This window comes from Kitasatospora sp. NPDC001159 (assembly GCF_053598235.1).
Genome location: NZ_JBSFJV010000060.1, coordinates 1 through 25,740 on the forward strand (window position 1 = coordinate 1; position 25,740 = coordinate 25,740).

The 25,740-nt window shown below is 73.9% G+C and carries 23 protein-coding genes and 1 pseudogene; 12 read left to right on the forward strand and 12 right to left on the reverse strand.

Annotation, left to right across the window (positions count from 1 at the left end):
• Positions 1–48: 48 nt before the first annotated feature.
• Positions 49–972 (reverse strand): annotated as a pseudogene (locus ACWC9T_RS26660) (2,4-dienoyl-CoA reductase FMN-binding domain-containing protein); the annotation flags it as partial.
• A gap of 250 nt (positions 973–1,222) precedes the next feature.
• Between ACWC9T_RS26660 and ACWC9T_RS26665 the strand changes: the two are divergent.
• Entirely contained in the window at positions 1,223–2,452 is a 1,230-nt protein-coding gene (locus tag ACWC9T_RS26665; RefSeq protein ID WP_449823583.1) for an FAD binding domain-containing protein, read from the forward strand.
• Between the two features lie 67 nt (positions 2,453–2,519).
• Here the strand turns inward: ACWC9T_RS26665 and ACWC9T_RS26670 are convergent, their stop codons facing one another.
• Entirely contained in the window at positions 2,520–3,095 is a 576-nt protein-coding gene (locus ACWC9T_RS26670; protein ID WP_355672404.1) for a TerD family protein, read from the reverse strand.
• A gap of 285 nt (positions 3,096–3,380) precedes the next feature.
• Here ACWC9T_RS26670 and ACWC9T_RS26675 point away from each other — a divergent pair, with 285 nt between their 5' ends.
• From ACWC9T_RS26675 to ACWC9T_RS26695, 5 genes are all read left to right on the forward strand, one after another.
• Entirely contained in the window at positions 3,381–3,674 is a 294-nt protein-coding gene (locus tag ACWC9T_RS26675) for a hypothetical protein (protein WP_449823584.1), read from the forward strand.
• 92 nt (positions 3,675–3,766) lie between these two features.
• Positions 3,767–4,180 carry a hypothetical protein gene (locus ACWC9T_RS26680; RefSeq protein WP_449823585.1) on the forward strand — a complete coding sequence of 138 codons (414 nt, stop codon included), beginning with the start codon at positions 3,767–3,769 and terminating at the stop codon, positions 4,178–4,180.
• A gap of 114 nt (positions 4,181–4,294) precedes the next feature.
• Positions 4,295–4,477 (forward strand): CopG family transcriptional regulator, encoded by a 183-nt coding sequence (locus ACWC9T_RS26685; protein ID WP_449823586.1) that lies wholly within the window; start codon positions 4,295–4,297, stop codon positions 4,475–4,477.
• 1 nt (position 4,478) lies between these two features.
• Positions 4,479–4,868, forward strand: a complete 390-nt coding sequence (locus tag ACWC9T_RS26690) for a VOC family protein (RefSeq protein ID WP_449823587.1) — start codon at positions 4,479–4,481, stop codon at positions 4,866–4,868.
• 82 nt (positions 4,869–4,950) lie between these two features.
• Positions 4,951–5,532, forward strand: coding sequence for an MFS transporter (locus ACWC9T_RS26695; protein WP_449823588.1), 582 nt, complete (start codon positions 4,951–4,953; stop codon positions 5,530–5,532).
• A 239-nt stretch (positions 5,533–5,771) separates the two neighbouring features.
• Here the strand turns inward: ACWC9T_RS26695 and ACWC9T_RS26700 are convergent, their stop codons facing one another.
• Both ACWC9T_RS26700 and ACWC9T_RS26705 read right to left on the reverse strand, forming a co-directional pair.
• Complete coding sequence (locus ACWC9T_RS26700; protein WP_449823589.1) at positions 5,772–7,352, reverse strand: glycerol-3-phosphate dehydrogenase/oxidase; 1,581 nt, start codon at positions 7,350–7,352, stop codon at positions 5,772–5,774.
• On the reverse strand, positions 7,349–7,999 hold the full coding sequence (locus ACWC9T_RS26705) for a TetR/AcrR family transcriptional regulator (protein ID WP_449823590.1): 651 nt from the start codon (positions 7,997–7,999) through the stop codon (positions 7,349–7,351). Before ACWC9T_RS26705 ends, ACWC9T_RS26700 begins: the two co-directional genes overlap by 4 nt.
• A 20-nt stretch (positions 8,000–8,019) precedes the next feature.
• Between ACWC9T_RS26705 and ACWC9T_RS26710 the strand changes: the two genes are divergently transcribed.
• Both ACWC9T_RS26710 and ACWC9T_RS26715 read left to right on the forward strand, forming a co-directional pair.
• The gene (locus ACWC9T_RS26710) at positions 8,020–9,642 is read left to right on the forward strand and encodes an FAD-linked oxidase C-terminal domain-containing protein (protein WP_449823591.1); all 1,623 of its coding nucleotides are present in this window, start codon (positions 8,020–8,022) and stop codon (positions 9,640–9,642) included.
• Entirely contained in the window at positions 9,639–10,547 is a 909-nt protein-coding gene (locus tag ACWC9T_RS26715) for a diacylglycerol kinase (RefSeq protein ID WP_449823592.1), read from the forward strand. The genes ACWC9T_RS26710 and ACWC9T_RS26715 overlap by 4 nt, the downstream gene beginning before the upstream one ends.
• 156 nt (positions 10,548–10,703) lie before the next feature.
• On the opposite strand, the gene ACWC9T_RS26720 is transcribed toward ACWC9T_RS26715, so the two are convergent.
• The 6 genes from ACWC9T_RS26720 to ACWC9T_RS26745 all read right to left on the reverse strand — a co-directional run bounded on the left by ACWC9T_RS26720 (position 10,704) and on the right by ACWC9T_RS26745 (position 16,932).
• Positions 10,704–11,618 carry a DUF6891 domain-containing protein gene (locus tag ACWC9T_RS26720; RefSeq protein WP_449823627.1) on the reverse strand — a complete coding sequence of 305 codons (915 nt, stop codon included), beginning with the start codon at positions 11,616–11,618 and terminating at the stop codon, positions 10,704–10,706.
• Positions 11,619–11,893: 275 nt separating this feature from the next.
• On the reverse strand, positions 11,894–13,504 hold the full coding sequence (locus ACWC9T_RS26725; protein WP_449823593.1) for a multicopper oxidase family protein: 1,611 nt from the start codon (positions 13,502–13,504) through the stop codon (positions 11,894–11,896).
• On the reverse strand, positions 13,501–13,974 hold the full coding sequence (locus ACWC9T_RS26730; protein WP_449823594.1) for a hypothetical protein: 474 nt from the start codon (positions 13,972–13,974) through the stop codon (positions 13,501–13,503). Before ACWC9T_RS26730 ends, ACWC9T_RS26725 begins: the two co-directional genes overlap by 4 nt.
• Before the next feature lie 182 nt (positions 13,975–14,156).
• Complete coding sequence (locus tag ACWC9T_RS26735; RefSeq protein ID WP_449823595.1) at positions 14,157–14,945, reverse strand: aminotransferase class IV; 789 nt, start codon at positions 14,943–14,945, stop codon at positions 14,157–14,159.
• Positions 14,938–15,882, reverse strand: a complete 945-nt coding sequence (locus ACWC9T_RS26740; RefSeq protein WP_449823596.1) for a GNAT family N-acetyltransferase — start codon at positions 15,880–15,882, stop codon at positions 14,938–14,940. The genes ACWC9T_RS26735 and ACWC9T_RS26740 overlap by 8 nt, the downstream gene beginning before the upstream one ends.
• A gap of 123 nt (positions 15,883–16,005) precedes the next feature.
• The gene (locus tag ACWC9T_RS26745) at positions 16,006–16,932 is read right to left on the reverse strand and encodes a DMT family transporter (protein ID WP_449823597.1); all 927 of its coding nucleotides are present in this window, start codon (positions 16,930–16,932) and stop codon (positions 16,006–16,008) included.
• 107 nt (positions 16,933–17,039) lie between these two features.
• Between ACWC9T_RS26745 and ACWC9T_RS26750 the strand changes: the two genes are divergently transcribed.
• The 4 genes from ACWC9T_RS26750 to ACWC9T_RS26765 all read left to right on the forward strand — a co-directional run bounded on the left by ACWC9T_RS26750 (position 17,040) and on the right by ACWC9T_RS26765 (position 20,827).
• A complete protein-coding gene (locus ACWC9T_RS26750; RefSeq protein WP_449823598.1) occupies positions 17,040–17,918 on the forward strand; it encodes a LysR family transcriptional regulator in 879 nt (292 codons plus the stop codon).
• A 31-nt stretch (positions 17,919–17,949) separates the two neighbouring features.
• The gene (locus tag ACWC9T_RS26755; protein ID WP_449823599.1) at positions 17,950–18,258 is read left to right on the forward strand and encodes a hypothetical protein; all 309 of its coding nucleotides are present in this window, start codon (positions 17,950–17,952) and stop codon (positions 18,256–18,258) included.
• A complete protein-coding gene (locus ACWC9T_RS26760; protein ID WP_449823600.1) occupies positions 18,248–19,228 on the forward strand; it encodes an Lrp/AsnC family transcriptional regulator in 981 nt (326 codons plus the stop codon). Before ACWC9T_RS26755 ends, ACWC9T_RS26760 begins: the two co-directional genes overlap by 11 nt.
• A 285-nt stretch (positions 19,229–19,513) precedes the next feature.
• Positions 19,514–20,827 carry a carbohydrate-binding protein gene (locus ACWC9T_RS26765; RefSeq protein ID WP_449823601.1) on the forward strand — a complete coding sequence of 438 codons (1,314 nt, stop codon included), beginning with the start codon at positions 19,514–19,516 and terminating at the stop codon, positions 20,825–20,827.
• A gap of 53 nt (positions 20,828–20,880) precedes the next feature.
• On the opposite strand, the gene ACWC9T_RS26770 is transcribed toward ACWC9T_RS26765, so the two are convergent.
• Positions 20,881–23,790: a hypothetical protein gene (locus ACWC9T_RS26770; RefSeq protein ID WP_449823602.1), complete on the reverse strand. Its 2,910-nt coding sequence runs from the start codon at positions 23,788–23,790 to the stop codon at positions 20,881–20,883.
• Positions 23,790–25,661: an HSP90 family protein gene (locus tag ACWC9T_RS26775; RefSeq protein WP_449823603.1), complete on the reverse strand. Its 1,872-nt coding sequence runs from the start codon at positions 25,659–25,661 to the stop codon at positions 23,790–23,792. The genes ACWC9T_RS26770 and ACWC9T_RS26775 overlap by 1 nt, the downstream gene beginning before the upstream one ends.
• Positions 25,662–25,740: the final 79 nt, after the last annotated feature.

The following is a 25,740-nucleotide window of genomic DNA, read 5'->3' on the forward strand; positions in this document are numbered from 1 at the left end:
GGGGGCGCGCCGGGGGGGGCCACTCTACCCCTGGTGGCCACCCCGTGCGGCGAGCAGCTGCTCGCCGACCTCCGGCGTGTTGATGCGGTTGGTGGTGACCAGCGGGATGCCGACCTTGCCCATCACCCGCTTGGTGACCCAGGCGAAGGCGCCGCGCGGCACGGAGGTGGCGATGGTGGGGATGCGGGCCTCGTGCCAGCCGATGCCGGTGTTGATGACGGTCGCGCCGGCGGCCTCGACAGCCTGGGCGAGCTGGACCACCTCGTCGAGGGTGGAGCCGCCGGGCACCAGGTCGAGCATGGAGAGCCGGTAGACGATGATGAAGTCCTCGCCGACCCGCTCGCGGACCCGGCGGACGATCTCCACCGGGAAGCGCATCCGGCGCTCGTACGGGCCGCCCCACTCGTCCTCGCGGCGGTTGGTGGCGGCGACGATGAACTCGTTGATCAGGTAGCCCTCGGAACCCATGATCTCGACGCCGTCGTAGCCGGCCCGCCGGGCGAGTTCGGCGCAGCGGGCGAAGTCCTCGACGGTCTGCTCGACCTGCTCGGCGGTGAGCTCGTTGGGGACGAAGGGGCTGATCGGGGCCTGCAGGGCGCTGGGGGCGACCAGGTCGCGGTGGTAGGCGTAGCGGCCGAAGTGCAGGATCTGCAGGGCTATCTTCCCGCCGGCGGCGTGCACGGCGTCGGTGACCACCCGGTGCTCGTCGGCCTCCTCCTCGGTGGTCAGCATCGCGCCGCCCTCCCAGGGGCGTCCGGCCTCGTTGGGGGCGATGCCGCCGGTGACGATCAGGCCGACGCCGCCGCGGGCGCGCTCGGCGTAGAAGGCGGCCATCCGCTCGTAGCCGCCGGGGGCCTCCTCCAAGCCGACGTGCATCGAACCCATGATCACGCGGTTGGGCAGGGTGGTGAAGCCGAGGTCGAGCGGGCTGAGCAGGTGCGGGTAGCGGCTGCTGCCGGGCGTGGAGCTCATCGACGTCTCCTGAAGGGGCGGCCAGTGGGGATTGTTACCGCAGGGTAGGGGACGGTCGAGGCGCTATGCAACTAGTTGCATAGCCGGGCGCAGGAGGAAGCGCGGGGGAAGGCGGAAGCGCGGGGGAAAGCGCGGGGAAGGAGGAAGCGCGGGAGGAGCCGTACCGCCCCCGTGCCCCCGCCGGGCCGCGTATCGTCGTGTTCCGACGTCGCGGGACTCGTGAGAGGGGGCGACTGTGCGAGGTGGCTCGGTGGCCGTGGTCGGGGGCAGCATCGCCGGAAGCGCGTTCGCCGGTGCCGCCGCCCGGCTGGGCGCGGAACGGGTCGTGGTGCTGGAGCGCAGCCCCGGTCGGCTGGAGGACCGCGGCCTGGGAATCTGCACCCACAACGACCGCTTCGCCGAACTGGTCGACGCCGGACACCTCGCCCCGGACACCCGCCGCCACCGCCTCACCGTGCGCAGCTGGGTCACCCGGGAGCCGGCCGGCGGGAGCGACGGCCCGGACGGGCGCGGGCGGCTGCTCTGGGCCCAACCGTTCCCGTTCCACTCCCACCACTGGGCCGTGCTCTGGCAGGCCCTGCGGGAACGGACACCCGACACGGTGGAGTACCGGCTGGACACCACCGTCACGGCGGTCGGCGGCGACCACGCCGGCGGGTGGGTCGAATCGGACGGCACCCGTACGGCGTACGACCTGGTGATCGGTGCGGACGGTTACCGGTCGGTGGTCCGCGCGGCCGTCTGCCCGCAGGCCGTGCCCGAATACGCCGGGTACGTGTGCTGGCGCGGCAGCTACGACTCCGCGCTGCTGGCCGAACTGCCCGGCGGGGCCGGGATCTGGCCGGAGGAGGAGTGCATCACCGCCTGCTACCGCGGCGGCCAGGTCGTGATCTACCGCATCCCCGGACTCGCCCCCGGGAGCACACAGGTGAACTGGGTCTTCTACACGCCCACCCCGGACTGGCTCCGCCTGGACGGCCCGACCGCCGTCGCGGCGGGCGCCCTCACCGACGGACAGCTGGACGGGCTCCGGCGGTTCGCACGGCGGCACCTGCCGCCGTACTGGGCCGGCGTGGTCGCGCTGACTCCACGCGAACGGACCCTGCTGCAGCCCGTCTACGACCTGGCGACCCCACGCCGTACGGCCGGCCGACTGCTCATCGGCGGGGACGCGGCGACCATCGTCCGCCCGCACAACACCAGCGGCGCGGTGAAGGCGCTGCAGGACGCGCACGCCTTCGAACAGGCCGGGCGACGGCTCGACGACGGGTCCTGGTCCTCCCTGCCGGCCGAGTACGACCGGGAAACCAGCGCGGCCGGGCTGGCGTTGGTGAACCTCGGCCGGACGCTCGGCCGGGCGCAGGTCACCGAGGCACCGGAGTGGTCGACCATGGACGAGCCGGCGATGACCGCCTGGTGGCGGGAACAGCTCACCGGCAGCGGGGGTTTCGGCGGCCACGCGCTCGGACGAACCGACTGAGCCGGTCCACCCGGGCGGACCGGCTCGGCCAGACGGCCGCCGAACCCCCGTCAGATCACTGCGCGGATCAGACGTTCACGCCGTAGTCGGTGGCGATGCCGCGCAGGCCGGAGGCGTAGCCCTGGCCGATGGCGCGGAACTTCCACTCGGCCCCGTTGCGGTACAGCTCGCCGAAGACCATCGCGGTCTCGGTGGAGGCGTCCTCGCTCAGGTCGTAGCGGGCGATCTCCTGGCCGTTGGCCTGGTTGACGATCCGGATGAAGGCGTTGCGGACCTGGCCGAAGTTCTGCAGCCGGGCGTCGGCGTCGTAGATCGACACCGGGAAGACGACCTTGGCGACGTCGGCCGGCACCCGGGCCAGGTCGACCTTGATCTGCTCGTCGTCGCCGTCGCCGCCACCGGTCAGGTTGTCGCCGCTGTGCTCGACCGAACCCTCGGGGCTGCGCAGGTTGTTGAAGAAGACGAAGTGCTGGTCCGAGACCACCTTGCCGAGCGCGTTGCACAGCAGCGCGCTGGCGTCCAGGTCGTAGTCGGCCCCGGTGGTGGTGCGCACGTCCCAGCCGAGGCCCACGATCACGGCGCTCAGACCGGGCGCCTCCTTGCTCAGCGAGACGTTGCCGCCCTTGGCCAGCGAAACTCCCACAATGCCCTCCTCGGATCTCTCCCTGCGGATGAATCTACAGCACTGTAGAGATCGCGAGAATCCGCCTGCAGGCGGGCCCCACCCCGGGAATTTCTCAGGGACGCGAACGGGAACCGCCGCCTCACCCCACGTTCGTCGACGATGATCCGCAGCGCCCCTGGCACAGTACCGGCCGGGGCGCCGGGGCCGCAGGGCCGACCTAGACTGGCTCTGGCCGCTCTGCTCGGGGTTCGCCTTGGCGGGGTTCGCCCCGATCCTGATGCGAGGCCCTCGCGGGAGGTTCCCATGCGCCAGCGGTACAGCTTCCACGTCGACCGGGCCGGACATTCGATCACCGTCAACGTCCGCTCCGGCCGGATCACCGAGACCGAGCTGCTGGTGGACGGCAAGGAGTGCGCCTTCCACCGCGTCCACAGCCACGGCAGCTACCCGCTGACGCTCTACGGCCAGCTGCCCGAGGAGCCGCCACAACCGCTCGTGGTGACGCTCGACCGTACGGGCCGGGCGGAGCATCCGCTCGCCTGCGTGCTGGCGGTCGCGGGCGCCGAGCAGCCGATGCCGGAGCGCACGGCGCGCTGAAACCGCCTGCGGGAGTGGTTTGCGGACGAATACGCGAAAACCTACAATCCTCCGTCCGCTTCCGCCTCTCCCCGCCCGAAGGCCTCCGCAGCATGACCTCCCCCACTTCCCCCACCGCCCCCGACGCCTTCGACGAGCTGCTGCGCGAGGTGATGGCCGACGCCGAGCGCTTCGGCCACCGCCAGCACGTCCGGCTCACCTGGCTCGCCGTGCGTCGCCACGGCGCCACCGCCGCACTCGACCTGGTCTGCGAGGGCATCCGGCGCACCGCCACCAGGGCCGGGACGCCGCAGAAGTTCCACGTCACCATGACCCGGGCCTGGGTCGAGCTGGTGGCCCACCACGCCGAGGGCGCGGCCGACTTCGAGGAATTCGCCGCCCGTCACCCCGAGCTGCTCGACCAGCGACTGCTCGACCGCCACTACCGGCCCGGGACCCTCGCCGACGAGCGGGCCCGGACCGCCTGGGTGGAGCCGGACCTCACCCCCTTCCCCTGGACGCGCTGACCTTCCACCACCCCTCGCCGCCACTCGCCGAAAACCGTCCGAAGAGCGCACCGAAACGCATCAAAATCCTGCATGGCTACCTTGCTAGCAAGCTAAGCTGCTAGCGTTGTCCCCGTGGGAGACGACGATGTGAAGCAGTTCAACGTGTACCTGCCGGTCGGCCTGATCAAGCAGGTCAAGTTCCGCGCCATCGAGGAGGAGCTGTCGCTCTCGGCACTGGTCGCCGCGGCGCTGCGCGCCTACCTCGATGTCCCCACCCCCGAGCAGCCGTCCGATGAATCCACCAAGGAGGACTGAGATGACGACCCAAGGCATCGAAGCCGTGTTCATGGAGACCCACAACTGGGGCAAGGCCGCGAAGTTCTTCCAGAGCCTGGGCTACGAGCTGGAGTTCGAGACCGGCCACAACTCGGGCCAGCTGCGCAACGGCGACGGTCCCACCATCTTCATCTCCGAGGTCCCCGCGGACCGCGAGACCCCGCTGCAGCTGGTGCTGAAGGTGGCCGACGCCGACGCCTTCCAGGCCGCCGACGGCGTGGAGGTCGTGACCCCGTTCGAGGACACCCACTTCGGGACCAGGCTGGCGACCGTCCGCGACCCCGACGGCCGGCTCTGGAGCCTCCAGGCGCCGGCCAAGGACCAGCCGGCCAAGGACCAGCCGGAGGGCGACGGGCCCGACCCTGCGTGACAGCACGGTCGGCCGGGGCAGGAACAGTGCCTTACTGCGCACCCCCGCCCCGGCGCAGGCCCCGCCGAGCCGTGGCCTTGGCATGCTGGTGGTGATGGTCGGGGTGCTGATCGCCGCGATCGACAGCACGATCGTGGTGCTCGCCCTCCCGGAGATCCAGCACGACCTGGACATCTCGCTGACCTCGGCGACCTGGGCGGTGGTGACCTACCTGCTGGTGGTCACCGTCCTGGCCACCCAGGTGGGCCGGCTCGGCGACATGTACGGCCGGGTGCGGATGTACGAGGCCGGGTTCGTCGTCTTCACCATCGGCTCGGTGCTCTGCGCGCTCGCCTGGAACGCCCCGGCCGTGATCGGCTTCCGCGTCGTCCAGGGACTCGGCGCCGCGCTGATCGCCGCCAAAAGCGGCGCCGTCATCTCCGAGCTGTACCCGCCGCAGGAGCGCGGCCGCGCCTACGGGCTCAACGCGCTGGTGTTCTCGCTGGGTTCGGTGCTGGGCGTGCTGCTCGGCGGGGTCATCGTGACGTACGTGTCCAGCCGCCGAACGCCGCGCAGATCGGCGCCCTGGCCGGTGGCGTGGCGCTGCTCGGGGTGTTCGCGCTCATCGAACTGCGGCACCCGGAACCGACCCTGGACCTGTCGCTGTTCCGGATCCCCGCGATGACGCCCTCGTTGCTGGCCTCGATGCTGCAGAGTCTGGGCAGCTTCGCCGTGCTGTTCCTGGTGATCATGTATCTGCAGGGGCCGCGCGGGCTGAGCCCGATCACCGCCTCGCTGCTGCTGGTGCCGGGCTACCTGGCCGGCGCGCTGGTCGGCCCGTACACCGGGCGGATCGCCGACCGGCTGGGGCCGGTGGTGCCGGCGACCGCCGGGCTGGGCATCTCGGTCGTCGCGCGCGATCTCCTACTCTGCGGCGATCTCCCCAAGGATCTCCTCGACCGCCTTCCGGGCCCGCTCGGCATCCTCAGCCACCAGGCCGATCCGGGTCCGGCGGTCGAGCACATCGGCCACGTCCAGCGCGCCCTCATGGGTGACCGCGTACGCGATCTCGGCACGGGTCACGTCGAGTCCGTCAGCCACCGGCGCCAACTCCCCCGCCGCCAGCACCTCGTGGGCCGCACCGCCGTGGCGGGCGAGCAGCGAGGCGGGCACCGGGGCGGCCGGGTCCGGGCGGCTGTCGCGGTGGCCGGGGGCGCCGACCAGCGGGAGGCGGGCCGTCCAGCAGGTACGCGCGGGCAGGCCGCGCAGCCGGACGGCCGCGTCCACCGCGTCCTCGGCCATCTGCCGGTAGGTGGTGAGCTTGCCGCCGACCACGGTGACCACCCCGGACGGGGACTCCAGCACCGCGTGCTCCCGGGAGATGTCGGCGGTGTTCCCGCCCCCGGTGTCGATCAGCGGGCGCAGCCCGGCGTAGGCGCCGCGCACGTCCGCCCTGGTCAGCTCGGTGGCGAGGGCGGCGTTGACGGTGTCGAGGAGGAAGGTCAGCTCGGCCTCGGTGGGCTGCGGCTCGTCCGGGATCGGGCCCGGGGCGTCCTCGTCGGTCAGGCCGATCGCCACCCGGCCGAGCTGCTGCGGCAGGGCGAAGACGAAGCGGCTGATGGAGCCGGGCACCGGCACGGTGAGCGCGGCGGCCGGGTGCCCCAGGGTCGCGGCGTCGACCAGCAGGTGGGTGCCGCGGCTGGGCCGCAGTTTGATCGAGGTGTCCACCTCGCCCGCCCAGACGCCGGTGGCGTTGATGACCGCGCCCGCGGTGACGGTGAGCTCCTGGCCGGTCAGCGTGTCCACCAGCCGGGCCGACGTCCCGGTGACGGACTCGGCCCGCACCCGGGTCAGCACGCTCGCCCCGTACTGCGCGGCGGTGCGCGCCAGAGCGACCACCAGCCGTACGTCGTCGATGAGTTGGCCGTCGTGCGCGACCAGCGCGCCGCGCAGGCCCGAGGTCCGCACGCCGGGCACCAGCTGGCGGGTGCGGGCGGCGTCGACCCGGCGGACCCGGGGCAGCAGGGCGCCCGGCGTCCCGGCGCTGAGCCGCAGCGCGTCCCCGGCGTGGAAGCCCGCGCGGATCAGCGCGCCCTGGCCGGGGCGCAGCAGGTCCGGGAGCAGCGGCACCAGCTGGGGCAGGGCGCGGACCAGGTGCGGGGCGGTGCGGGTCATCAGCACGCCGCGCTCGACCGCGCTCTCCCTGGCCACCTTGATCCGGCCGGAGGCGAGGTAGCGCAGGCCGCCGTGCACCAGCTTGGAGCTCCAGCGGCTCGTGCCGAAGGCGAGGTCGCGGGAATCGACCAGCACGGTGCGCAGGCCGCGCGAGGCGGCGTCCAGGGCCGCCCCGGCCCCGGTGACGCCGGCGCCGATCACCAGCAGGTCGATGTGCGGGTCGTCGGCGAGTGCGTGGAGCTCGAACGTCCGGCGGGCGGCGTTGAGTCGACTGGTTCCGGCGAAGGGGCCGGTGGATGGACCGGCGGACGAACCGGCGGTGGACGTCATGGCGCGAGGTATCCGTTCAGTGCTCTGGCCAGTTCGCGCCGCCAGGCCGCCTCGGTCAGGAGGGAGGCGACCATGCGGTGCGACTGGACGGTGGACTGGGCGATCAGCAGGACCATGGCCGCCAGTTCGGTCGGCTCGCCGGCCCGGATCGAGCCGCCGGCCTGCCCCTGTTCGATGCCGGTGCGCAGGGCCTCCAGCAGGCCGCGCTGGCTAGTGCCGAGCCGTTCCACCACGTACTGGAGCAGCAGGTCGGAGTCGTCGGAGTGGAGCAGCGCGCCGAGCACCGGGTGGTCGCGCAGCCGGACGGCAACCTCGACCACTCGGTCCACGAAGGTCTCCCGGTCGTGGACGTCCAGCGCGGTGCCCTCAAGGGTGGCCAGGATCTCCCGGGTTAGGAGCGCCCCGATCACCGCCCGAACGTCCGGCCAGCGCCGGTAGACGGTCGGCCGGCTGACCCCGGCGCGGCGGGCGATCTCCGCCAGCTGGGTCCGGCGGGCGCCGAGGTGGACGATCAGGTCGGCGGCGGCGTCCAGGATCGCGTCGTCGGTGCTGCGGGGTTGCTCGGCGCCGCTGTTCCCGGCGCCACCGTTCCCGGCACTGCGGGGCTGCTCGGCTGCTGTCGTCGGCTCGACGTTACTACTTGACATGATGTGTGAAACTGTAACGCATGGCACCTGAGACGCAAGCGGGACCGGCGAACGCCGCGCTGCCGCTCCCCCCGATGAAGTGGAACGCCTGGGGCGACCCGGCCCTCGCCAAGGAGCTGTCCGCCGACATCAAGGGACTGCTCGTCGCCGCCCTCGGTGTCACCGGCGACGCCGCCCCCGGGCCGAGCGCCGAGGAGGTCCTGCTGCGTCCCTCCCGGATCACCACCGAGGACCTCAAGGCGCTGGCCGCCGCCGTCGGCGAGGCGCACGTCAGCGCCGCCGATGCCGACCGTCTGCCGCGCGCCGGCGGCAAGTCCACCCCTGACCTGCTGCGTCGCCGCAGCCGCGAGCCGCAGGACGCGCCCGACGCCGTGGTCGTGCCCGGCAGCGAGCAGGAGATCGCCGCCGTCCTGGCCGTCTGCGCCGAGCGCCGGATCGCCGTCGTCCCGTTCGGCGGCGGCACCAGCGTGGTCGGCGGCCTCGACCCCGAGCGCGGCGGCCTCCAGGCCGTCGTCTCGCTCGACCTGCGCCGCTTCGACCAGCTGCTCGACCTGGACGAGACCTCCAGCGAGGCCGTCCTCGGCGCCGGCCTGACCGGCCCGGCGGCGGAGGCACTGCTCGCCGAGCGCGGCTGGGAACTCGGCCACTACCCGCAGAGCTTCCGCTTCGCCACCATCGGCGGCTTCGCGGCCACCCGCTCCTCCGGCCAGGACTCCGCCGGGTACGGGCGCTTCGACGAGATGGTCCGCGGCCTGCGCGTGGTCACCCCCGCCGGGGTGCTGGACCTCGGCCGCGCCCCCGCCTCGGCCGCCGGCCCCGACCTGCGCCAGCTCTTCCTCGGCTCCGAGGGCACCCTCGGCGTGATCACCGCCGTCCGACTGCGCATCCACCCGCTGCCCGCCGTCAAGGCGTACGAGGCGTGGAGCTTCCCCGACTTCGCCGCCGGTACGGCCGCGCTGCGCGCCGTCGAGCAGCAGGGCACCGGCCCGACCGTGATCCGGCTCTCCGACGAGGCCGAGACCATGATCAACCTCGCCATGACCGAGCAGATCGGCGGCGCCCCGGCGGTCAGCGGCTGCCTGGCCGTCACCGTCTTCGAGGGCAGCGCCGAGCAGGTCGCCGCCCGGCAGCAGCTCACCCGCGACGTACTGCTCGCCGCCGGCGGCACCTCGCTCGGCGAGGAGCCCGCCCGGGCCTGGGAGCACGGCCGGTTCAACGCCCCCTACCTGCGCGACGCCCTGCTCAACGCGGGCGCTCTGTGCGAGACCCTGGAGACCGCGGCCGGCTGGAGCGCACTGCCCCACCTCCGGACGGCCGTCACCGAGGCACTGACTGGCGCCCTGCCCGGCGCGCTGGTGCTCTGCCACATCTCGCACGTCTACCCGACCGGCGCCTCGCTCTACTTCACCGTCGTCTCCGCCCTCGGCGAGGACCCGCTCAGCCGCTGGGGCGTCGCCAAGCGCGCCGCCGGGGACGCCATCCTCGGCGCGGGCGGCACCATCAGCCACCACCACGCGGTCGGCGCCGACCACCGGCCCTGGATGACCGAGGAGATCGGCGACCTCGGCGTGCGCATCCTGCGCGCCGTCAAGGCCGAACTCGACCCGGCGGGTATCCTCAACCCCGGCAAGCTGATCCCATGACCGGCACGAGAACCGTCCGCAGGGTCGCCGTTCTCACCAACCCGGCGGCGGGCACCGGCCACGCCGAACCCGCCGCCCGCCGGGCCGTCGCCCGCCTTCGCGCCCTCGGAGTCGAGGTCGAACCGCAGGCCGGGCGCTCCGCCGAGGACGGCGTCCGCCTGGCCCGCGAGGCGGCGGCGGACGGCGTGGACGCGGTGGTCGTGGTCGGCGGCGACGGCATGATCAACCTCGCCCTCCAGGCCCTGGCCGGCGCCGCCGTCCCGCTCGGCGTGATACCGGCCGGCACCGGCAACGACCACGCCCGCGAGTACGGCCTGCCGATCGCCGCCCCCGAGGCCGCCGCCGACGTGATCGCCGCCGGGCGGGTGCGCGGCATCGACCTCGGCCGGATCACCGGCCCGGACGGCGCCGTCCGCTGGTACGGCTCCGTCCTCGCCACCGGCTTCGACTCGCTGGTCAGCGACCGCGCCAACCGGCTGCGCTGGCCGCGCGGCCGGATGCGCTACAACCTGGCCATCCTCGCCGAGTTCGCCAACCTGCGCCCGCTGCCGTTCCGGATCACCCTCGCCGACGGCACCGTCATCGAACGCGACCTCACGCTGGCCGCCGTCGGCAACACCCGCAGCTACGGCGGCGGCATGCTGATCTGCCCCTCCGCCCTCCCTGACGACGGCCTGCTCGACGTCACCCTGGTCGACGCCATGCCCCGACTGCGGATCGCCCGGTTCTTCCCCACCATCTTCAAGGGCACCCACGTCAGCCACCCGGAGGTCACCACGCTGCGCACCGAGTCCGTGCGGATCGAGTCCCCGGGCATCACCGCCTACGCCGACGGCGAGTTCATCGCCGCCCTCCCGGTGGAGGTGACGGTCCAGCGCGAGGCCCTGCGGATACTGGTGCCGTGAGCCTTGACGTTCCCCGGGCGGTCCGTGCCGCCCGGGGGACTCAGACCCCGTCCACCCCACTGTCCTCGCGGGCCCGCCGCGATCACTGCCGCCGCACGCCGCGCGGCAACTCCCGCCACAGCTCCCGGGCGTTGCTCCACGGCACCAGCTCCGGCTTCATCCGACGAGGCGGCGACGCCAGAGCAGCGGACGTATCTCGATCGCGTCCGACGGGTCACCGCTCCAGACCGTCGGCAGCCCGACGGCCGTCAGGGCGACAACCACCTCCTTGCCGACGGCCGTGGTGCTCTCCGACGACCCGTCGAAGCCGCCGTAGAGCAGGGTCAGACCGTGCCCGGCGGCGGCAGACTCGGTGCACTGGGAGTGGAAGTAGACGAAGCCGCGCGCGTCCGGCTCCCCGGCCGCGCCGATCTCGGCCTGGCCGCAGGAGCGGCAGCAGGTGAAGTGCTCCCGCGCGGTGATGCCGGTCTCCTCCAGGGCGGCGAAGGCGCGGGCGAGGCGCTCCGGATCCGTCTCGCCGATCCAGCCGCTCTGCACGCCGACCCGCTCCAACCACAGCCGGTCGGCGAGCTGCTCGGCCTGCGCCCGGGAGACCGGGCGCCGCTTGCCCGACACCAGGTACTCCTCCGCCTGCTCGGCGAGCCGGGCGCGGTCGGTGTAGCCGCAAGCCAGCGTCAGCCGCAGCTGATCCTCCAACTCCCGCCGCTCGTCCGCCTCCAGCACCAGGGCAGGCACGGGCTCCGGCGGCCCGAAGTCGAGCGGCGCCCAGTCCAGGCCGTCACCCCAGCCCGGCTCCTGGCGCGCCCACCCCGTCATCGCCGCGACCACCGGCTCCGGCCCGTCCACCCGCACCTCGAAGTGCCGGGCGGCGGAGCCGTCGCGGTGCTCCAACGTGTAGTCGCCGCCGTCCTTGTGACACATCTGGATGTACACGTCCGGCAGGTCCGGTATCCGCTGCACGACGAGGAAGGAGTCGACCCCCGCGCCGATGCGCCGGACCAGCCCCGCCAGTTCCTCCGCGGTCACCCGAAGGTGCCGCGTATCGTTCGTCTGCACCGCGATCGCCAGCATGCGGTCACCCTTGCACGGACCGAAGGCGACGTCCCGGGCGTAGTCCCCGCTGTGGGTGGGGAAGCCTAGGAAGTCGCCGCCCGCCCAGTGGCCGGCCCGCTGGACGACCAGGTCGTCCTCGGCGACGGTGCGGCAGCTGCGCCAGTGGTCGTCCTCGAACTGCCCGGCCATCGTGGTCAGGAGGAGTCGACCTCCACCGAGCCCTTCATGTCGCGCAGCTGGCGGCCGTAGTAGTGGCGCCCGGCCGGGCTGGTGGTCCAGCCGAGGCCGACCGGTCACCCCACCGTGAAGTCGGCCATCATCGCCATGTCCTCGTGCTCCAGGTTGTGGCAGTGCATCATGTACGTCCCCGCGTAGTCGGTGAACCGCACCAGCACCTCCACCGCCTCGGCCGGGCGCAGGTCGACGGTGTCCTTCCAGCCCGCGTCCCACGGGCCCGGGTCCTTGCCGTTGCGCCCGATCACCTGGAAGTGGTCGAGGTGGAGGTGCACGGGGTGGTGCACGTCGGTGGAGAAGCGCCACCGTTCGACGCTGCCGAGCGCGGGGGTGGCGAGGCTGTGCCCGGGCTGGTACGGGTCGTCGTTGATGGTCCAGCCGTCGGAGCGGCTGCGGCGGAACCTGAAGTCGCGGGTGGTGACGGCCGCTGAGGCGTCCAGCTCCTCGATCACGGACAGCTTGTCGGGCACCCGGGCGTCGTCGCTCACCGGCCGGGAGGAGACGTCGAAGCGCATCACCTCGGCGGTCCGCCCGCTGCCGAAGCGGTTGAGGAGCCGCACCTGGGTGCCGGGCGGGTAGCGGGAGAAGTCGACCACCACGTCGAAGCGTTCGGCCGGGGCGATCTCGATCCCGTCGTGGGCGACCGGGGCGGCGAGCAGCCCGCCGTCGGAGCCGATCTGGACCAGCGCGTCGCCGCCGGAGGGCTGCGGGTCGAGTTCGAGCCGGTAGAGCCGGGCGTTGGAGGCGTTGAGCAGCCGCAGCCGGTAGTGCGCGCGGTCGACGTCCAGGCGCGGCCAGGGGGCGCCGTTGACCAGGATGACGTCGCCGAGCACGCCGTTCATGTAGTCGTCGGTGACTCCGGGCACGGCGAGCGCGGCGTCGGTGGAGGGGTAGCGGAAGGAGCCGTCGGCGGCGAAGGAGCGGTCGGCGAGCATCAGCGGCAGGTCGCGCTCGCCGCGCGGCAGCGGCAGGGCGTCCTCCTCGTCGTCGTGGACCAGGTGGAAGCCGGACAGGCCGCGCCAGACGCCGGGGCCGGTGAAGCCCATCCGGTGGTCGTGGTACCAGAGGGTGGCGGCGCGCTGCTTGCCCGGGTAGGTGTGGGTGCGCTCGCCGACCGTGTTGCGGCCCGTCGCGTGCCGCATCCCCGGCATGCCGTCCATGGCCCCCGCGGACATGGAACCTGCGGACATGGAACCCGAGGACACGGACGCGGACGCGCCGGAGGACCCCACCGGCAGCAGCAGGTCCACCGGGTAGCCGTCGCTGTCCGCCGGGGTGTGCCCGCCGTGCAGGTGGACCACGGACGCCACCGGCAGCTCGTTGCGGTGCTTGATCACCGCCGCCCGCCCGGACCGGGTGACCACGGTCGGCCCGGGGTAGCTGCCGCCGTACGTCCACGCCTCGGTCTTGACCGCGGGGAGGATCTCCAGCTTGGCGACCTTCTGGGTGATCTCGTAGTAGTCGTTGGTGCCGTCGGTGCGCACCGGCTGGAGCACGGCCGGCACCGGCAGCGGCACCTGGAAGGCCTCCGGCAGGTCGAGTTCGCTGCTCAGCAGCCGGCCGGGGCGCCCCTCGGCGAGCAGCCGGGCCGCCGAGGGAACGGCGACGGCGGCCAGCGCGCCCGCACCGAGCACCGAGGCGCCGATGCCCAGGAACCGGCGCCGGTTCACTTGCCCACCTCCACCGGACCGCCGGGGCGCGGCAGCCGTCCGTTGCCGTCCGCGCCGCCCTCGGGCAGGCCCGCCCGGGCCGGCAGCGGCAGCCGCCAGGCGCCGACCAGGCCGAACAGAACGCCGCTGACCAGCAGCACGCCGAGGGTGACGTGCACGCCCATCGCCCGGGCGTAGCCGGCCGTGATCTGGCCGACCACGGCGAGGGCGAGCACGGCGGTGGTCCACAACGGCCAGAGCGGGCCGCGACCGGGCCGCCGGACCAGCGCGGCCACCGCCAGCTGGAGCACCACCACGGTGCCGATCGTCATCCCGGTGGCCTCGTGGTCCTTGAGGGATTCGTAGGTGCCGTTCAGGAAGCTGCCAGCCAGCATGACCTGGAGCAGGGCCAGCAGCGCCAGCACGGCGGTGGAGACGCGCAGCAGGATCAGCGGCCAGCGGGGCGCGGGAGCGGCAGGGGGACTGCTCATGTCGGGCTCTCTCTGCTTCGGCGGGTCGGGCGGGGCGGGCGAGAGCGTAGCTGATCGACCATCATGATCAGTTGAATCAAAGGAATTCGGTGGCGCCCACCACCCCATTTGCGTCGGCCCCCAGGGTTTGTCACCCGTACGGGGGTGGGGTCGTCCCCAGGGCCTGCCGCAAGACCGGCCCGCTACACGGGCTCGGCGGCGACCCCCCGGTAGGCGGCGCGAAGTTCGGCGAGCGCGGGGTGGGCCGGGTCGAAGGCGGTGCCGTCCACGGCGGCGATCGGGCGCACGCCGACGCCCGCGTTGACGGCGAAGGCCGCGTCGAACGCGTCCAGTCGGGTGGCGTGGACGGACTCGCGGGACTGCGGGCCGTCGTACGCACCGGCCAGCAGCGCCTCGGTGACGCCACGCAGGCTGGGGCCCTCGGGCCAGACCAGGCGCTCCCCGGCCAGGAAGCCGACGTTCCAGGTGGCGCCCTCGGTCACCCGGCCGTCCTCGCCGACGAGCAACGCGTCATCGTACCCGGCGAGTTGGGACATCCGGCGGTGATGGACCAGCCCGAACAGCCCGACATGCTTCACCTCGGGCAGCTCCCGCCGGTACACCGTCGTCCGCGCCCGCAGCGGGGCCGGTTCGACCGGGGCGGCAGGGCGGGTGGTCACCAGCAGAGCGGGCACGGCCGGGGCGGCGGGCCGCTCCAGGCCGAGGGCGGGGTCGTAGACGGTGACCCGGACGATCACCGGCCCGCCGTCGGCGGGCAGCGCGGCGCGGACCCGCTCCCGGACCACCGCCCGGTCCAACTCGGCGCCGAACAGCGTCCGGCAGTCCCGGACCAGTCGCTCCAGGTGCAGCGTCAGACCGCGCACCCGGCCCGCCTCGGCGCGCAGGGTGGTGAAGTGCCCGTAGTTGAGCAGCCCCAGGGCGGCGAGCCGCGCCGGGTCGGCGGGCGCGCCGTCGATCTCGATCTCAGCCATCCCCCGAGTCTGCCAGCTGCGGGGTCGCCCCCGGCGTCGGCACCGGACGGTTCGGGCTGACGACCGCGCGGCCCGCCCTCGTCCGGGCGGCCTGCTCGAACTGCTCGATCTTGAACGCCAGCCCCTCCGGCTCCCCCGCGTCCGACCAGCGCCACGCCTCCGCCCACCACTGCGGCCCGCGCACCATCGGCCACCCCGCCAACGCCAGGTGCAGCGCCAGCGTCGACCGCGCGTACTCGTGCACCCAGCCGTCACAGCCCCGGTAGTCGGCGGTCTCGTCCAGCCGCAGCCAGCGCCCCTCCCGCCCGGCGGCCAGTATCGGCACCCACCCGCGCTGCCGGTCGGCGACCAGCAGGAGCAGCCGCCCGGCCTCCTCCCGCACCCGGTGCAGCGGCAGTTGGGGCATCCGGGCCAGCGACAGCGACCGCTTCCAGCCCACCACCCACAGCCCCCGGCGCAGGTAGTAGCGGACCGCCGGCTGCCAGGTCCAGTGCGCCTCCAACCGGAAACCGGGCAGCCCCTCGGCGGTGGCCGCCGCGTACACCTCGTCCAACGCGGCGGCCGCCAGCCCGCGACCGCGCGCCTCGGGCCGCACGTAGAGGGAACTGACGGCGAGTTGGCTCGGACCCCTGGTCCAGTTGTCCACCGCGACGGTGCCGACGACCTCCGCGCGGTCGTCCCGGATCCAGTACCGCCGCCGGTACAGCTCCCCGCCGGGCCACTCCCGCCCGCTCTCCCCCAGCCGCGCCCGCCACCCGCGCTCGGCCTGCGCCGTCAGCGTGTCCGGGTCGACCACCTCGCCCAGCTCGCCCTCCACCAGCGACGCCAAGTCCCAGAGCGCGAACCGCCGCTCCTCCCCCTCCCCCGCCGCCCGCAGCCGCTCCCCCGCCACCAACCGCCCCTGCGCCCGCTCCACCGCGGCATCCCACGACCTCACACGCGCCACGATAGCGGGCCGCCAGGCACGAGCCGTAATCCGCCGAACACCGACCGTCAGGGTCCGGGCCCGCGGCGCGGCCCGGACGGCCACCGGCTGCGGGTCCTGGTTCACCCGATCCCTCTAACCAACCGGCTGACGTTCCTTCGGGGGCGGAGGAACAGCGGAGGCGGCGGGTTCCCGGCGCGGCCGGGTCAGGGCGACCGCGGCGATCACCAGGACGCCCCCGGTCAGGGCGTTCCAGCCTACCGGCTCGGCCAGGAAGGCGGCCCCGAGCGCGGTGGACCACAGCGGCATGACGTAGGTGACGGCGGAGGCGACGGCGGTGCCCGCCGCCCGGACCAGGCCGAGGTTGAGCAGGTACGCCAGGCCCGTACCGAGCCCGCCGAGCACCAGCAGGGCGGCGGCCGCGTCGGCTCCCGGCCAGTGCGGGGCGCCCGCGGCGAGCGGGGCAGCCAGGCCCAACTCGGCGGCGGCGCAGCCGATCTGGAGCGCGGAGAGGGTGGTCACCGACTCCGGGCGGCCGGACAGGAAGCGGCGCAGGTAGGCGAAGCCGGCGCCGTAGCAGCAGGCGGCGGACAGGCAGGCGAGGGCGCCCACGGTCGCGCCGGAACCGAGGCCGCGCCAGACCCCGAGGACGGTGAGCACGCCGACGAAGCCGAGCGCGAGGCCGCAGAGCCGGCGGGCGCCCGGTCGGCGTTCCTCGGGGACGGTGAGCACCGCGAACAGCAGGGCGAACAACGGGGTGGTCGCGTTCATCACCCCGGCCAGCACCGAGCTGACCCGGGTCTCGCCGAAGGAGAACAGGGTGAACGGCACGGTGTTGAGCAGCACCGCGACCACCGTCGAGTGCCCCCACAGCGCCCGGTCGCGCGGGGCCCGCTCGCCGCGCAGCAGCAGGACGATCCACAGCGTGACCGCGCCGAGCAGGCTGCGCCACAGCGCCACCCACACCGGCGGAACCCCGGCCTCGACCGCCACCTTGATCAGGGCGAAGCTCGCGCCCCAGATCGCCGACAGTGCCACGAAGCCCGGCAACCAGCGCCGCACCCCGACCACCTCCCCGTCCGTCCTCCCGTTGTGTTCTGGACAGAGGGTGGCCCGGCGACGGAGCATGAGTCCAACAAGTGGCAGTGCCGGAAGGATGAGGAAGTCTCATGGCCTCGGAGGTCAACCTGGCGCAGCTCAGGGCGCTGGTCGCGGTCGCCGACACCGGCGGCTTCGGCGCGGCGGCCGACGAGCTGGGCATCAGCCAGTCCGCCGTCTCGCACGCCGTCGCCGCGCTGGAGCGCTCGCTCGGCGCGCCCGTCCTGCGGCGCGGCAGCCCCTGCCGACCCACCCCGCTCGGCGAGCGGATCCTGCCGCACGCCCGCACCGCCGTGGCCTCCGTCGCCGCCGTGCGCACCATCGCCACCCGGCACACCGGCGGCCTGACCGGCACCGTGCGGTTGGCCGCGCCGACCACCGTCTGCCAGGCGCTGCTGCCCGGGCTGCTGAGGGACTGGAAGGCGGCGTACCCGCAGGTCACCGTACGGCTCTTCGAGGGTGAGGATGCCGAGCTGGCCGCCTGGCTGGAGGCCGGCACGGTGGACGCCGCCGTACTGGTGGACGCCGGGCCGCTACCGCCCGGGGCGGTCGCGCTCGGCGCGGACTCCATGCACGCGCTGCTGCGCCGCGACCACCCGCTCGCCGGGCAGGAGACCATCCACGTGGCCGACCTGGAGGACGACGACTTCCTGCTCTCCGAGGGCGGCTGCGAGCGTCACATCCGCGAGGCCTACCGGCGGGCGGGAACCCGCTTCACGCCCCGGCACCGGATCCGCGACCTCAACACGCTGATCGGCATGGTGCACGCGGGCGTCGGGGTGTCGGTGATGCCGGCGCTGGCGCTGACCATGCTGCCGGCGGACTGCGTGCTGGTGCCGATCCGTCCGGCCGTGCACCGGACGCTGACGCTGACCGGGCCGACCAGCCGGCCGTGGTCGCCGGCGGTCAGCGGGCTACTGGCAGGGGTGGGGGTCACCGCCCTGGTCTGAGTGGAGCTTTTCGACGCCCGGAGCAGGGCGGGTGGAGCTTTTCGCGGATCGGGGGCGGCGTTGGCTGGTGGCGGTGGTCGCCCGACCGGAAGGTGGCGGCGTTCCGGCCACTCTTCGCGCGGTATTCCTGGTCAACCTGCCGCTCTCACTCGCCGTCCTGGCACTCGCCCCGCTGCTCGTCGAGGACCGCGCCCCGCGTCGCCCCGGCCTCGACCCGCCGGGGCGGTGGATGACCGTCCGCCGCGCGGCAGAATCCTCCAGTGCCACATCCTCCGGTGCCGCATCCTCCGGTGCCACCGGCAGCGCCTCCGACCACCGGGAACCCACCCATGCTCGATGAGCTCGACCGCGCCCTCGTCCACGCCCTGCGGGTCGACGGGCGCGCCCCGTTCAGCCGGATCGCGGCCGTGCTGGCCGTGTCCCCGCAAACCGTCGCCCGCCGCTACCGGCGACTGCGGGCCGAGGCCGGGCTGCGGGTGGTCGGGCTGGCGGACCCGCACCGGGCCGGGCGCGAGCAGTGGCTTCTGCGCCTGAGCGCCGGGCCGCACACGGCGCAGCAGCTCGCCCAGGCGCTGGTCCGGCGCGGCGACACGGCGTGGGTGAAGCTCACCTCCGGCGGCACCGAGATCACCGCCATCATCGAGACCGGAGCCGGACCGGACGGCCACACCCTGCTGCTGCGCGACATCCCGCGCACCGGCGCCGTCACCGCCGTCACCGCCCACTGCCTGCTGCACACCTACCGGGGCGGGCCGACCGCCTGGCCGGGCAGCACCGAGGTGCTCAGCGAGGAGCAGCAGGCCCGGCTCCGGCCGGTGCTCGGGAGCGCTCCGTCCGGCGGCCTGGACGCCGCCGACCGGGCGCTGCTCGGCGCGCTGCACGTGGACGGCCGTACGCCGCTCGGCGAACTCGCCGCCGCCACCGGGCGCACCCCGGCCACCGTCGCCCGCCGCCTGGCTGAACTGCGGGCCGACGGGGCGGTCTTCCTCGACGTGGAGCTGGACCCGCAGCTGCTGGGGGCCGGCATGCAGGCGCTGCTCTGGCTGAACGTCACCCCGACACACCTCGACCACGTCGGCCGCGCCCTGGCCACCCACCGGGAGCTCGCTTTCGTCGCCGCCACCACCGGCCCCAGCAACCTCGCGGCGCTCGCCCTGTGCACCGACCCGGCGGACCTGCACCGCTATCTCACCCGGCGGCTGGGCGGTGTCGCGGCGATCACCGGACTGGAGTCGGCGCCGGTACTGCGGACGCTCAAGGCCTCGGGGCCGATTCCGGCGCCGCCTGCGGCGCCGCGCGGCCAGGCGTGACCTCTGGCGGGACGCCGCTGTCGCGCGCGGCGTGGACTCGCCCGACAGATGCCAGCTGACAGCCGTCACCCTCGCTCAGCTCCTCGTGGAAGGGCGCGTCTTGGGCTCCGCCGGAGCCGGCGGCTTGACCCGTTAGGGGTTGACCGCCATTCCCCAACAGGTCTATACCAGTGACAGCCATCGGCAACTACCCGCCGCCGACGGCCCGTTCGGCCGTCACGCCACCCCCACACCCGGCGTGACCAGGTCCGTTTCCCCCACCGCCGTTTCCTGGAAAGGCCTCCGATGGAACGTGCTCTTCCCCCACGGCACCGAACCGCACCGACCTCGCGCAGGCACCGTGGCCCGGGCGGGGCCCGCCGGGCCGCGCTCGCCGTGGCCGGGGTGCTCGGGCTGGTCGCCGGGGGTGTCGCCGCACTGGCCGGCACCGGCTCGGCCTCGGCCGACACCGTCGCCTCCGGCAGCCTGGGCAGCAACTGGTACGCCTCGGCGCCGTACCTGATGCCCGAGGACAACAGTCCGCCGGACGCCGCCGCCGTGATGGACGCCACCGGACAGAAGGCCTTCCAGCTGGCCTTCGTCCTCGCCCAGGGCAACAGCTGCTCGCCCGCCTGGGGCGGCACCTCCTCGATCGACAGCGACACCACGATGCCGGGGGTCATCCAGACCATCCGCGGCAAGGGCGGGGACGTCTCGGTGTCGGTCGGCGGGTACGGCGGCACCAAGCTGGGCCAGGTCTGCGGCACGCCCGAGGCGACCGCGGCCGGGTACCAGCAGGTGATCACCAAGTACGCTCTCAAGGCGATCGACTTCGACCTGGAGGAGCCGGAGTACGAGAACACGGCCGCGATCCACAACGAGATCGGCGCCGCCCGCATCCTCCAGCAGAACAACCCGGGGCTGTACATCTCGATCACCACAGCCGGGACCAACGCGGGCACCGGCTGGTTCGGCACCCAGATGCTCAACGAGGCCAAGTCCCAGCGCTTCACGCCGAACAACTACTCGATCATGCCGTTCGACGGCGGCTTCAACGGCGCCGCCGCGCAGACCGACGCGCTGGTGAAGTTCAACCAGATCCTGCAGACCACCTTCGGCTGGAACGAGTCCACCGCGTGCGCCCACGAGGGCGTGTCGATGATGAACGGCCGCACGGACGCCGCCGAGTACTTCCGCCAGGCGGACTTCCAGACCGTGCTGGACTTCGCCACCGCGCACGGCCTGGCCCGGTACACCTTCTGGTCGGTGAACCGGGACCGCCAGTGCCCGGGCCCGGTGGACCCGGGGCTGTCCGGCTCCTGCTCCAGCGTGGCGCAGAGCGACTGGGACTTCACCAAGTACACGGTGAAGTTCGCCGGGGCGACCCCGCCCACCACTCCGCCGACCACACCCCCGTCGACCCCGCCGACCGGTCCCGGCACCCCGACCGGCAACCCGGGCACCTGCACCGCCCCGGCGTGGAGCGCGAGCACCACGTACACGGCGGGCGCCGAGGTCTCGTACAACGGGCACGACTACCACGCCAAGTGGTGGACGCTGAACGAGGTGCCGAGCGCCAGCGGCCAGTGGGGCGTCTGGGCCGACGACGGCCCCTGCTGACCGGAACACCTGGACAACAGCGGCGGGCGTGCACCACGCCCGCCGCCTCCACGTCAGTCGGAGGCGAACCGCTCGCGCAGCTCGGCCAGGATCCGCGCCGCCTTTGGCAGCCCGGCCGCCTCGCAGCGGGTGATCCCGGCGGTCAGCCGGGCCACCGCCGCCCGGGGGCGGCCGAGGTCGCCGCCCTCGATCAGCGCGGCCAGCCGGACGGACTCCGCCCGCGGCGACTCGGCCTGCGCGCCGCCCTGCTCGTAGACCGCGATCGCCCGTTCGACCTCGGCGAGCGCCTCCTCGTGCCGATCGGCGACGGCCAGGCAGCGCGCCCGCTCATGGTGCGAACCGCCACGCAGGTACCAGCTGTTGTACTCCTCGCCGCTGCGCTCGGCGGCCTCGCCGAGCGCGTCCGCCTCGGCGAGCAGGGCGAGCGCAGCGTCCAGCCACTCGGCGCCCTTGCCACAGATCGTGAGCCGGGCCAACTCGCGCAGAGTCGCGGCCAGTTGGTCCACCTGCGGGGCCTTGCCGTGGGCCTCGCGGGCCCGCCCGAGAGCCGCCTCGGCGGCGTCCCAGAGGTCCGCCTGGGCGAGCGCGAGGGTGGCCTCGCAGGCGACCATGGTGTGGGTCTGCTGGTCCTCCCAGTCGGCCACCAGGTCGGCCAGGCGCAGGTACTCCTCGGCGGCGTCCCGGTGCTCGTCCAGTTCGACCAGTCCCCGGGCGAGGTCGAGCCGGACCTGGGCGAGCATCCGCACGTCCAGGCCACCGGTCGAGGCGTCCAGCACCGACTCCAGGACGGCCACCGCGTCCGCCGTGCGTCCGGTGCCGCGCAGCACGTCGGCCAGCTGCAGCCGGACCTGGGCGGCCTCCTCGACGGCGGTCCCGCCCTGGCGGTCGTAGCGCGCGGCGGCCTCCGAGAGCGCCCGGACCGCGCCGCCGAGGTCCTCCACCTGCATGCTCGCGTGGCCGAGCATCTTGTACGTCGGCGCGTACGGGTAGGAGTCGTCGCCCCAGCGCACCGCCTCGGCCAGCGCCCGGTGGAACACCTCGACGGCCTGGGCGGGTTCGCCGTCCTGCAGCAGCACCTGGCCGAGCAGGCCGAGCACCCGCGGGGTGTGCCAGGACAGTTCGGCCGCGTCCAACTGCGCCAGCACCTCACGCAGTTCGGCTGACGCATCGGCCAGGCGGCCCTGCCGGGCGGCGGCGTCGGCGGTGTACTGCCGGGAGGTCGCGGCCCGACGGGCGGAGCCGAGGGCGACGGCGGTCTGCCGGTAGGCGCCGACGGCGGCCTCGAAGCGCGCCGCGGCCCCGTCGGAGGGCTCGGGCAGCGCCTCGACCATGTCGTGGTGGGCGGCGTAGGCGCGCGACTGCAGGATGATCAGGTAGTCGTCGTCGGCCAGCGTGCCCGCCGCCCGCAGTTCCTCGGACCGGGCCAGCGCGGCGTCCAGCGCCGTCCAGTCGGCCACCGCGCCGTCGACGTCGCCGAGTTCGGCGATCAGCGTGCGGGTGCGGACCACCAGCGCCGGACCGGGCAGCCCGGCCTGCTCGTACAGCTCGGCGGCGGCCAGCAGGTCCGCCTTGCCCTCGGCGTGCTCGTCGCGCTGCAGCGCCTCGTGGGCGCGCTGCTCGGCGAGTTCGGCGGCCAGCCGCTCGGGGCTGCCGAGTTCGACGCTCTCGGGGTGGACGAAGCCGTCGGCGCCGGCACGCTCGGCGATCCGCTTCCAGAGCCGGTCGGCATCGGGGTGGCCGACCACCTCCAGCTCGCGGGCCCGCAGTACCAGGGCGGTGAAGTCCTCCGGCTCCGCCTCGACGGTCCGACGCGGCGCCGGGGCGACGGCGGGGGCGGTGGCGGCCAGCTCGGGCGCGGCAACCGCCCGCACGCCGAGCGCCAGCGGCTCGGCCAGCAGCGGTTCGACGGCCAGCCGGGCGCGCCGGTTGGCGCTGACAGTGTCGGTACCGTTGCGGGCGTCGAAGCGGGCGGCCAGCGAGTCGGCCTCGGTACGCACGTGGGCGAGCAGGGTGTCCACCGTCCAGGCGGTACCGACCGGGCCGCTGACCGTGAGATCGCCATGGCCGGCTCGCGCCAGGGCGGCGATCAGCACCTCGACGCCGGTGAGGAAGTCGAGCACTCCGAGCGGGTCGCCGTTGACGGCGAACAGGTCGCGGTTCTCGGCGAGGATCTCCAGGCCGCGCGCCTCGTTGCCGGTGAGAGCGCAGAACTCGATGTGCTGGCCGACCGGTCGTACCATTCCGGCCTTGCCGCGAGCGAAGCGGTAACCGACCAGGTGGCTGGAGCGGGCCTCGTCGAGGCGGCCCTGACGCAGCAGCGGCAGCAGAGCGGCCGCGTGACTCCGGAAGGGCTCCTCCTCACAGGTGCTCCGGCCGGTGAGGACGGGTTGCATGACCTCCAGGGCCAGCGCGTCGTCGCCGGCCGCCACCTGGTGGTCGGCGCGAGCGCGGGTCTCGCAGGCGTGGCAGTCACTGAGCTCGGAGCGCGGGCGGGCCGCCCACAGCTCGTAGGCATCCTGGACGTCGGCACCGGCGTGCACGGCCAGGTGGTAGCGCTGGGCGTAGTACGGCTGGAGGTCGTAGCCGGCCGCCCGGTAGCGATCCCGCAGCTCGGTGTGCCAGCGACGGATGGCCGCCAGCGGCACGTCCGGGGTGTCGAGCAGAGCGACGGCCACCCACTTGAAGCGCCAGAACACCTGGTGCCGGGCCCACTCGCCGAAGCCGTCCGGGTCCTGGTCCCAGAGCTTGAGCACGCGGGCGAAGACCACCGGGATCTTGCTGCGCTCGCCGTCGTACTCGTACGCCTCCATCAGCTCCAGCAGCGCCATCGACCGTACGCCGGTGTCCTCGAACTGCTCGGCGGCGTCGACGAGTTCCTCGGCGGTGACGGTGCGGGTGCGGCCGTACGGGCGGGCGTCGTTCTCGCGCAGCCCGGCCATCACCGCGTCGGGGGTGTCCAGCATCACGCCTCCTTCTCGTCGGTGCCGGCGGCGCCGGCCGCCTCGTGGCCGAGCATGGCGTGGTCGAGCAGGCTGATGAACGAGCGGTTCAGCAGCGCGGACTCGCTGGCCTTGAGCGGGCGGCGGGTCATCAGAACGGCCTGCCCGTACAGCGCCTCGACGGCGGTGACCGCCAACTCGCGGTTGGTGACCGTCGCGGCGCGGCGCACCAGCGGGTTGAGGTGGTTCAGCACCAGCTGGGCGCGGGGCGCCTCGGCGCGCAGCGAACCCAGGATGTCCGCCCACAACCCGTCTGCCTCGTCGGCGAGTTGGGCGCGGGTGCGCTCGTGCCGGGCCTCCCGGTTGTCGAGCAGCAGAGCGGGCGCGTTGGTCGGGTGGAAGCTGCGCAGGGCGACGTCGCAGTCGAAGCGGCCGACCACCTCGCGGGCGATCGCCAGGAAGACGCCCGCGGCCAGCTCGGCGGCCGGGTCCACGCTGTCCAGGTGCGCGGTGACGGTGCCCGGGTCGAGGTCGGCGACCGAGACGCCGGGGCGGATCTCGGGCAGCCGGTGCACCAGGTCGCGGTCGTAGGTGTAGCCGCCGTTGACCACGCCGAGACCGGCCGCGCCGGCGATCGGGGCGACCTGGCGGAACTCCTCGACCGTACGGGTCACCAGCACCACCGGGTGGCTGCGGGCGAACTCGTCCAGGGTGACGTTGCCGTCGGTGGTCTCGAACGGCAGCCAGGGCAGCATCATCCGCAGCAACTCGTCGTCGTAGCGGGCGAGTTCCTTGACGGCCAGGTGGTGCACGGAGAGGAAGCGGTGCAGCAGCGCCGGGTCGCTCGCGGACAGGCCGGTCAGCCAGTCACGGATCCGGGCGCCGAGCGCCTCGCGGACGGCCGCCAGCGTCTCGTCGGCGTACAGGCCCTCGCGCGAGGCGGTGGGGCGCAGCCCGTCGGTGTCCACCACGCAGCGGACGAAGAAGGCCCAGTCCGGCAGCAGTTCGTCGGCCTGGTCGGAGAGCAGCATGCCCTTGAGGTGCACCCGGTGGCCGTTGCGGCGCGAGGGCGGGGCGGCGTCGGGCAGGACGTACGCGACGCCGCGCAGGCCGACCAGCGGGAGGTTCAGCTCGATGGTGTCGAGCGGGGTGAAGTCGAAGGTGGCGCGGCAGTACTCGGCGAGCGCGTCGCGCCGGGCCAGCGGGGAGGCGTGCCGCTCGGACCACGGCGGGGTGCGGTTGACCCGGTGCTCGGTGCCGTTCGCGTCGATGACGGTGACGTCGTGGCGCAGCAGGCTGCCGAAGTCCCGGGCGAGGGAGAGCACCCGGCCGGAGCGGGTCCACTCGGCGGCGTCGGCGCGCGGGGCGAGGATGACGGTGGTACCGGGCTCGGGCTTGGCCTCGGCGGGCAGGGTGCGGATGGTGTAGCTGCCGTCGGAGCTGCCGCGCCACTCGATCACCGGGGCGTCCGGGGTGGCGGCGGAGCGGGTGACCACGGTGATCTCGTCGGCGACCACGAAGCAGGCGAGCAGGCCGATGCCGAACTGGCCGATGAAGTCGCCGCGGGCCTTGGCAAGTCCGGCGCCGTCCAGGCGGCCGTCGGCGTCGCGCTTGGAGCTGCGGCCGATGGTGGCGAGGAAGGTGTGGACGTCCTTCTCGGTCAGGCCGATGCCGGTGTCGGTGACGGACAGCTCGTCGTCGGCGCGGACGGTGATCGCCGCGGGCGCCTCGGGGTCGAGGGCGCGGCGGGCGGAGATCGCGTCCACCGCGTTCTGCAGCAGCTCCCGCAGGTAGACCCGCGGGCTGGAGTAGAGGTGGTGGGAGAGCAGGTCCACCAGGCCGCGCAGGTCCACCTGAAAGGTGTGCGCACTCGTCGGGTTGTCGGATGGGGACACCGGAGGCTCTTTCGATCGCGAGGGGGGTGAAGGGTTCAGGGGACGCGGCGTGGCGCCAGCGGTGCGCGGCTCGGCAGCG

Coding starts and splice junctions, on each gene's coding strand:
- ACWC9T_RS26715 (WP_449823592.1), top strand. CDS start 9,639: ATGACCGGCACGAGAACCGTCCGCAGGGTCGCCGTTCTCACCAACCCG.
- ACWC9T_RS26750 (WP_449823598.1), top strand. CDS start 17,040: ATGGCCTCGGAGGTCAACCTGGCGCAGCTCAGGGCGCTGGTCGCGGTC.
- ACWC9T_RS26730 (WP_449823594.1), bottom strand. CDS start 13,974: ATGAGCAGTCCCCCTGCCGCTCCCGCGCCCCGCTGGCCGCTGATCCTG.
- ACWC9T_RS26680 (WP_449823585.1), top strand. CDS start 3,767: ATGACCTCCCCCACTTCCCCCACCGCCCCCGACGCCTTCGACGAGCTG.
- ACWC9T_RS26720 (WP_449823627.1), bottom strand. CDS start 11,618: ATGCTGGCGATCGCGGTGCAGACGAACGATACGCGGCACCTTCGGGTG.
- ACWC9T_RS26760 (WP_449823600.1), top strand. CDS start 18,248: ATGCTCGATGAGCTCGACCGCGCCCTCGTCCACGCCCTGCGGGTCGAC.
- ACWC9T_RS26770 (WP_449823602.1), bottom strand. CDS start 23,790: ATGCTGGACACCCCCGACGCGGTGATGGCCGGGCTGCGCGAGAACGAC.
- ACWC9T_RS26735 (WP_449823595.1), bottom strand. CDS start 14,945: ATGGCTGAGATCGAGATCGACGGCGCGCCCGCCGACCCGGCGCGGCTC.
- ACWC9T_RS26705 (WP_449823590.1), bottom strand. CDS start 7,999: ATGTCAAGTAGTAACGTCGAGCCGACGACAGCAGCCGAGCAGCCCCGC.
- ACWC9T_RS26765 (WP_449823601.1), top strand. CDS start 19,514: ATGGAACGTGCTCTTCCCCCACGGCACCGAACCGCACCGACCTCGCGC.
- ACWC9T_RS26710 (WP_449823591.1), top strand. CDS start 8,020: ATGGCACCTGAGACGCAAGCGGGACCGGCGAACGCCGCGCTGCCGCTC.
- ACWC9T_RS26700 (WP_449823589.1), bottom strand. CDS start 7,352: ATGACGTCCACCGCCGGTTCGTCCGCCGGTCCATCCACCGGCCCCTTC.
- ACWC9T_RS26690 (WP_449823587.1), top strand. CDS start 4,479: ATGACGACCCAAGGCATCGAAGCCGTGTTCATGGAGACCCACAACTGG.
- ACWC9T_RS26695 (WP_449823588.1), top strand. CDS start 4,951: ATGCTGGTGGTGATGGTCGGGGTGCTGATCGCCGCGATCGACAGCACG.
- ACWC9T_RS26675 (WP_449823584.1), top strand. CDS start 3,381: ATGCGCCAGCGGTACAGCTTCCACGTCGACCGGGCCGGACATTCGATC.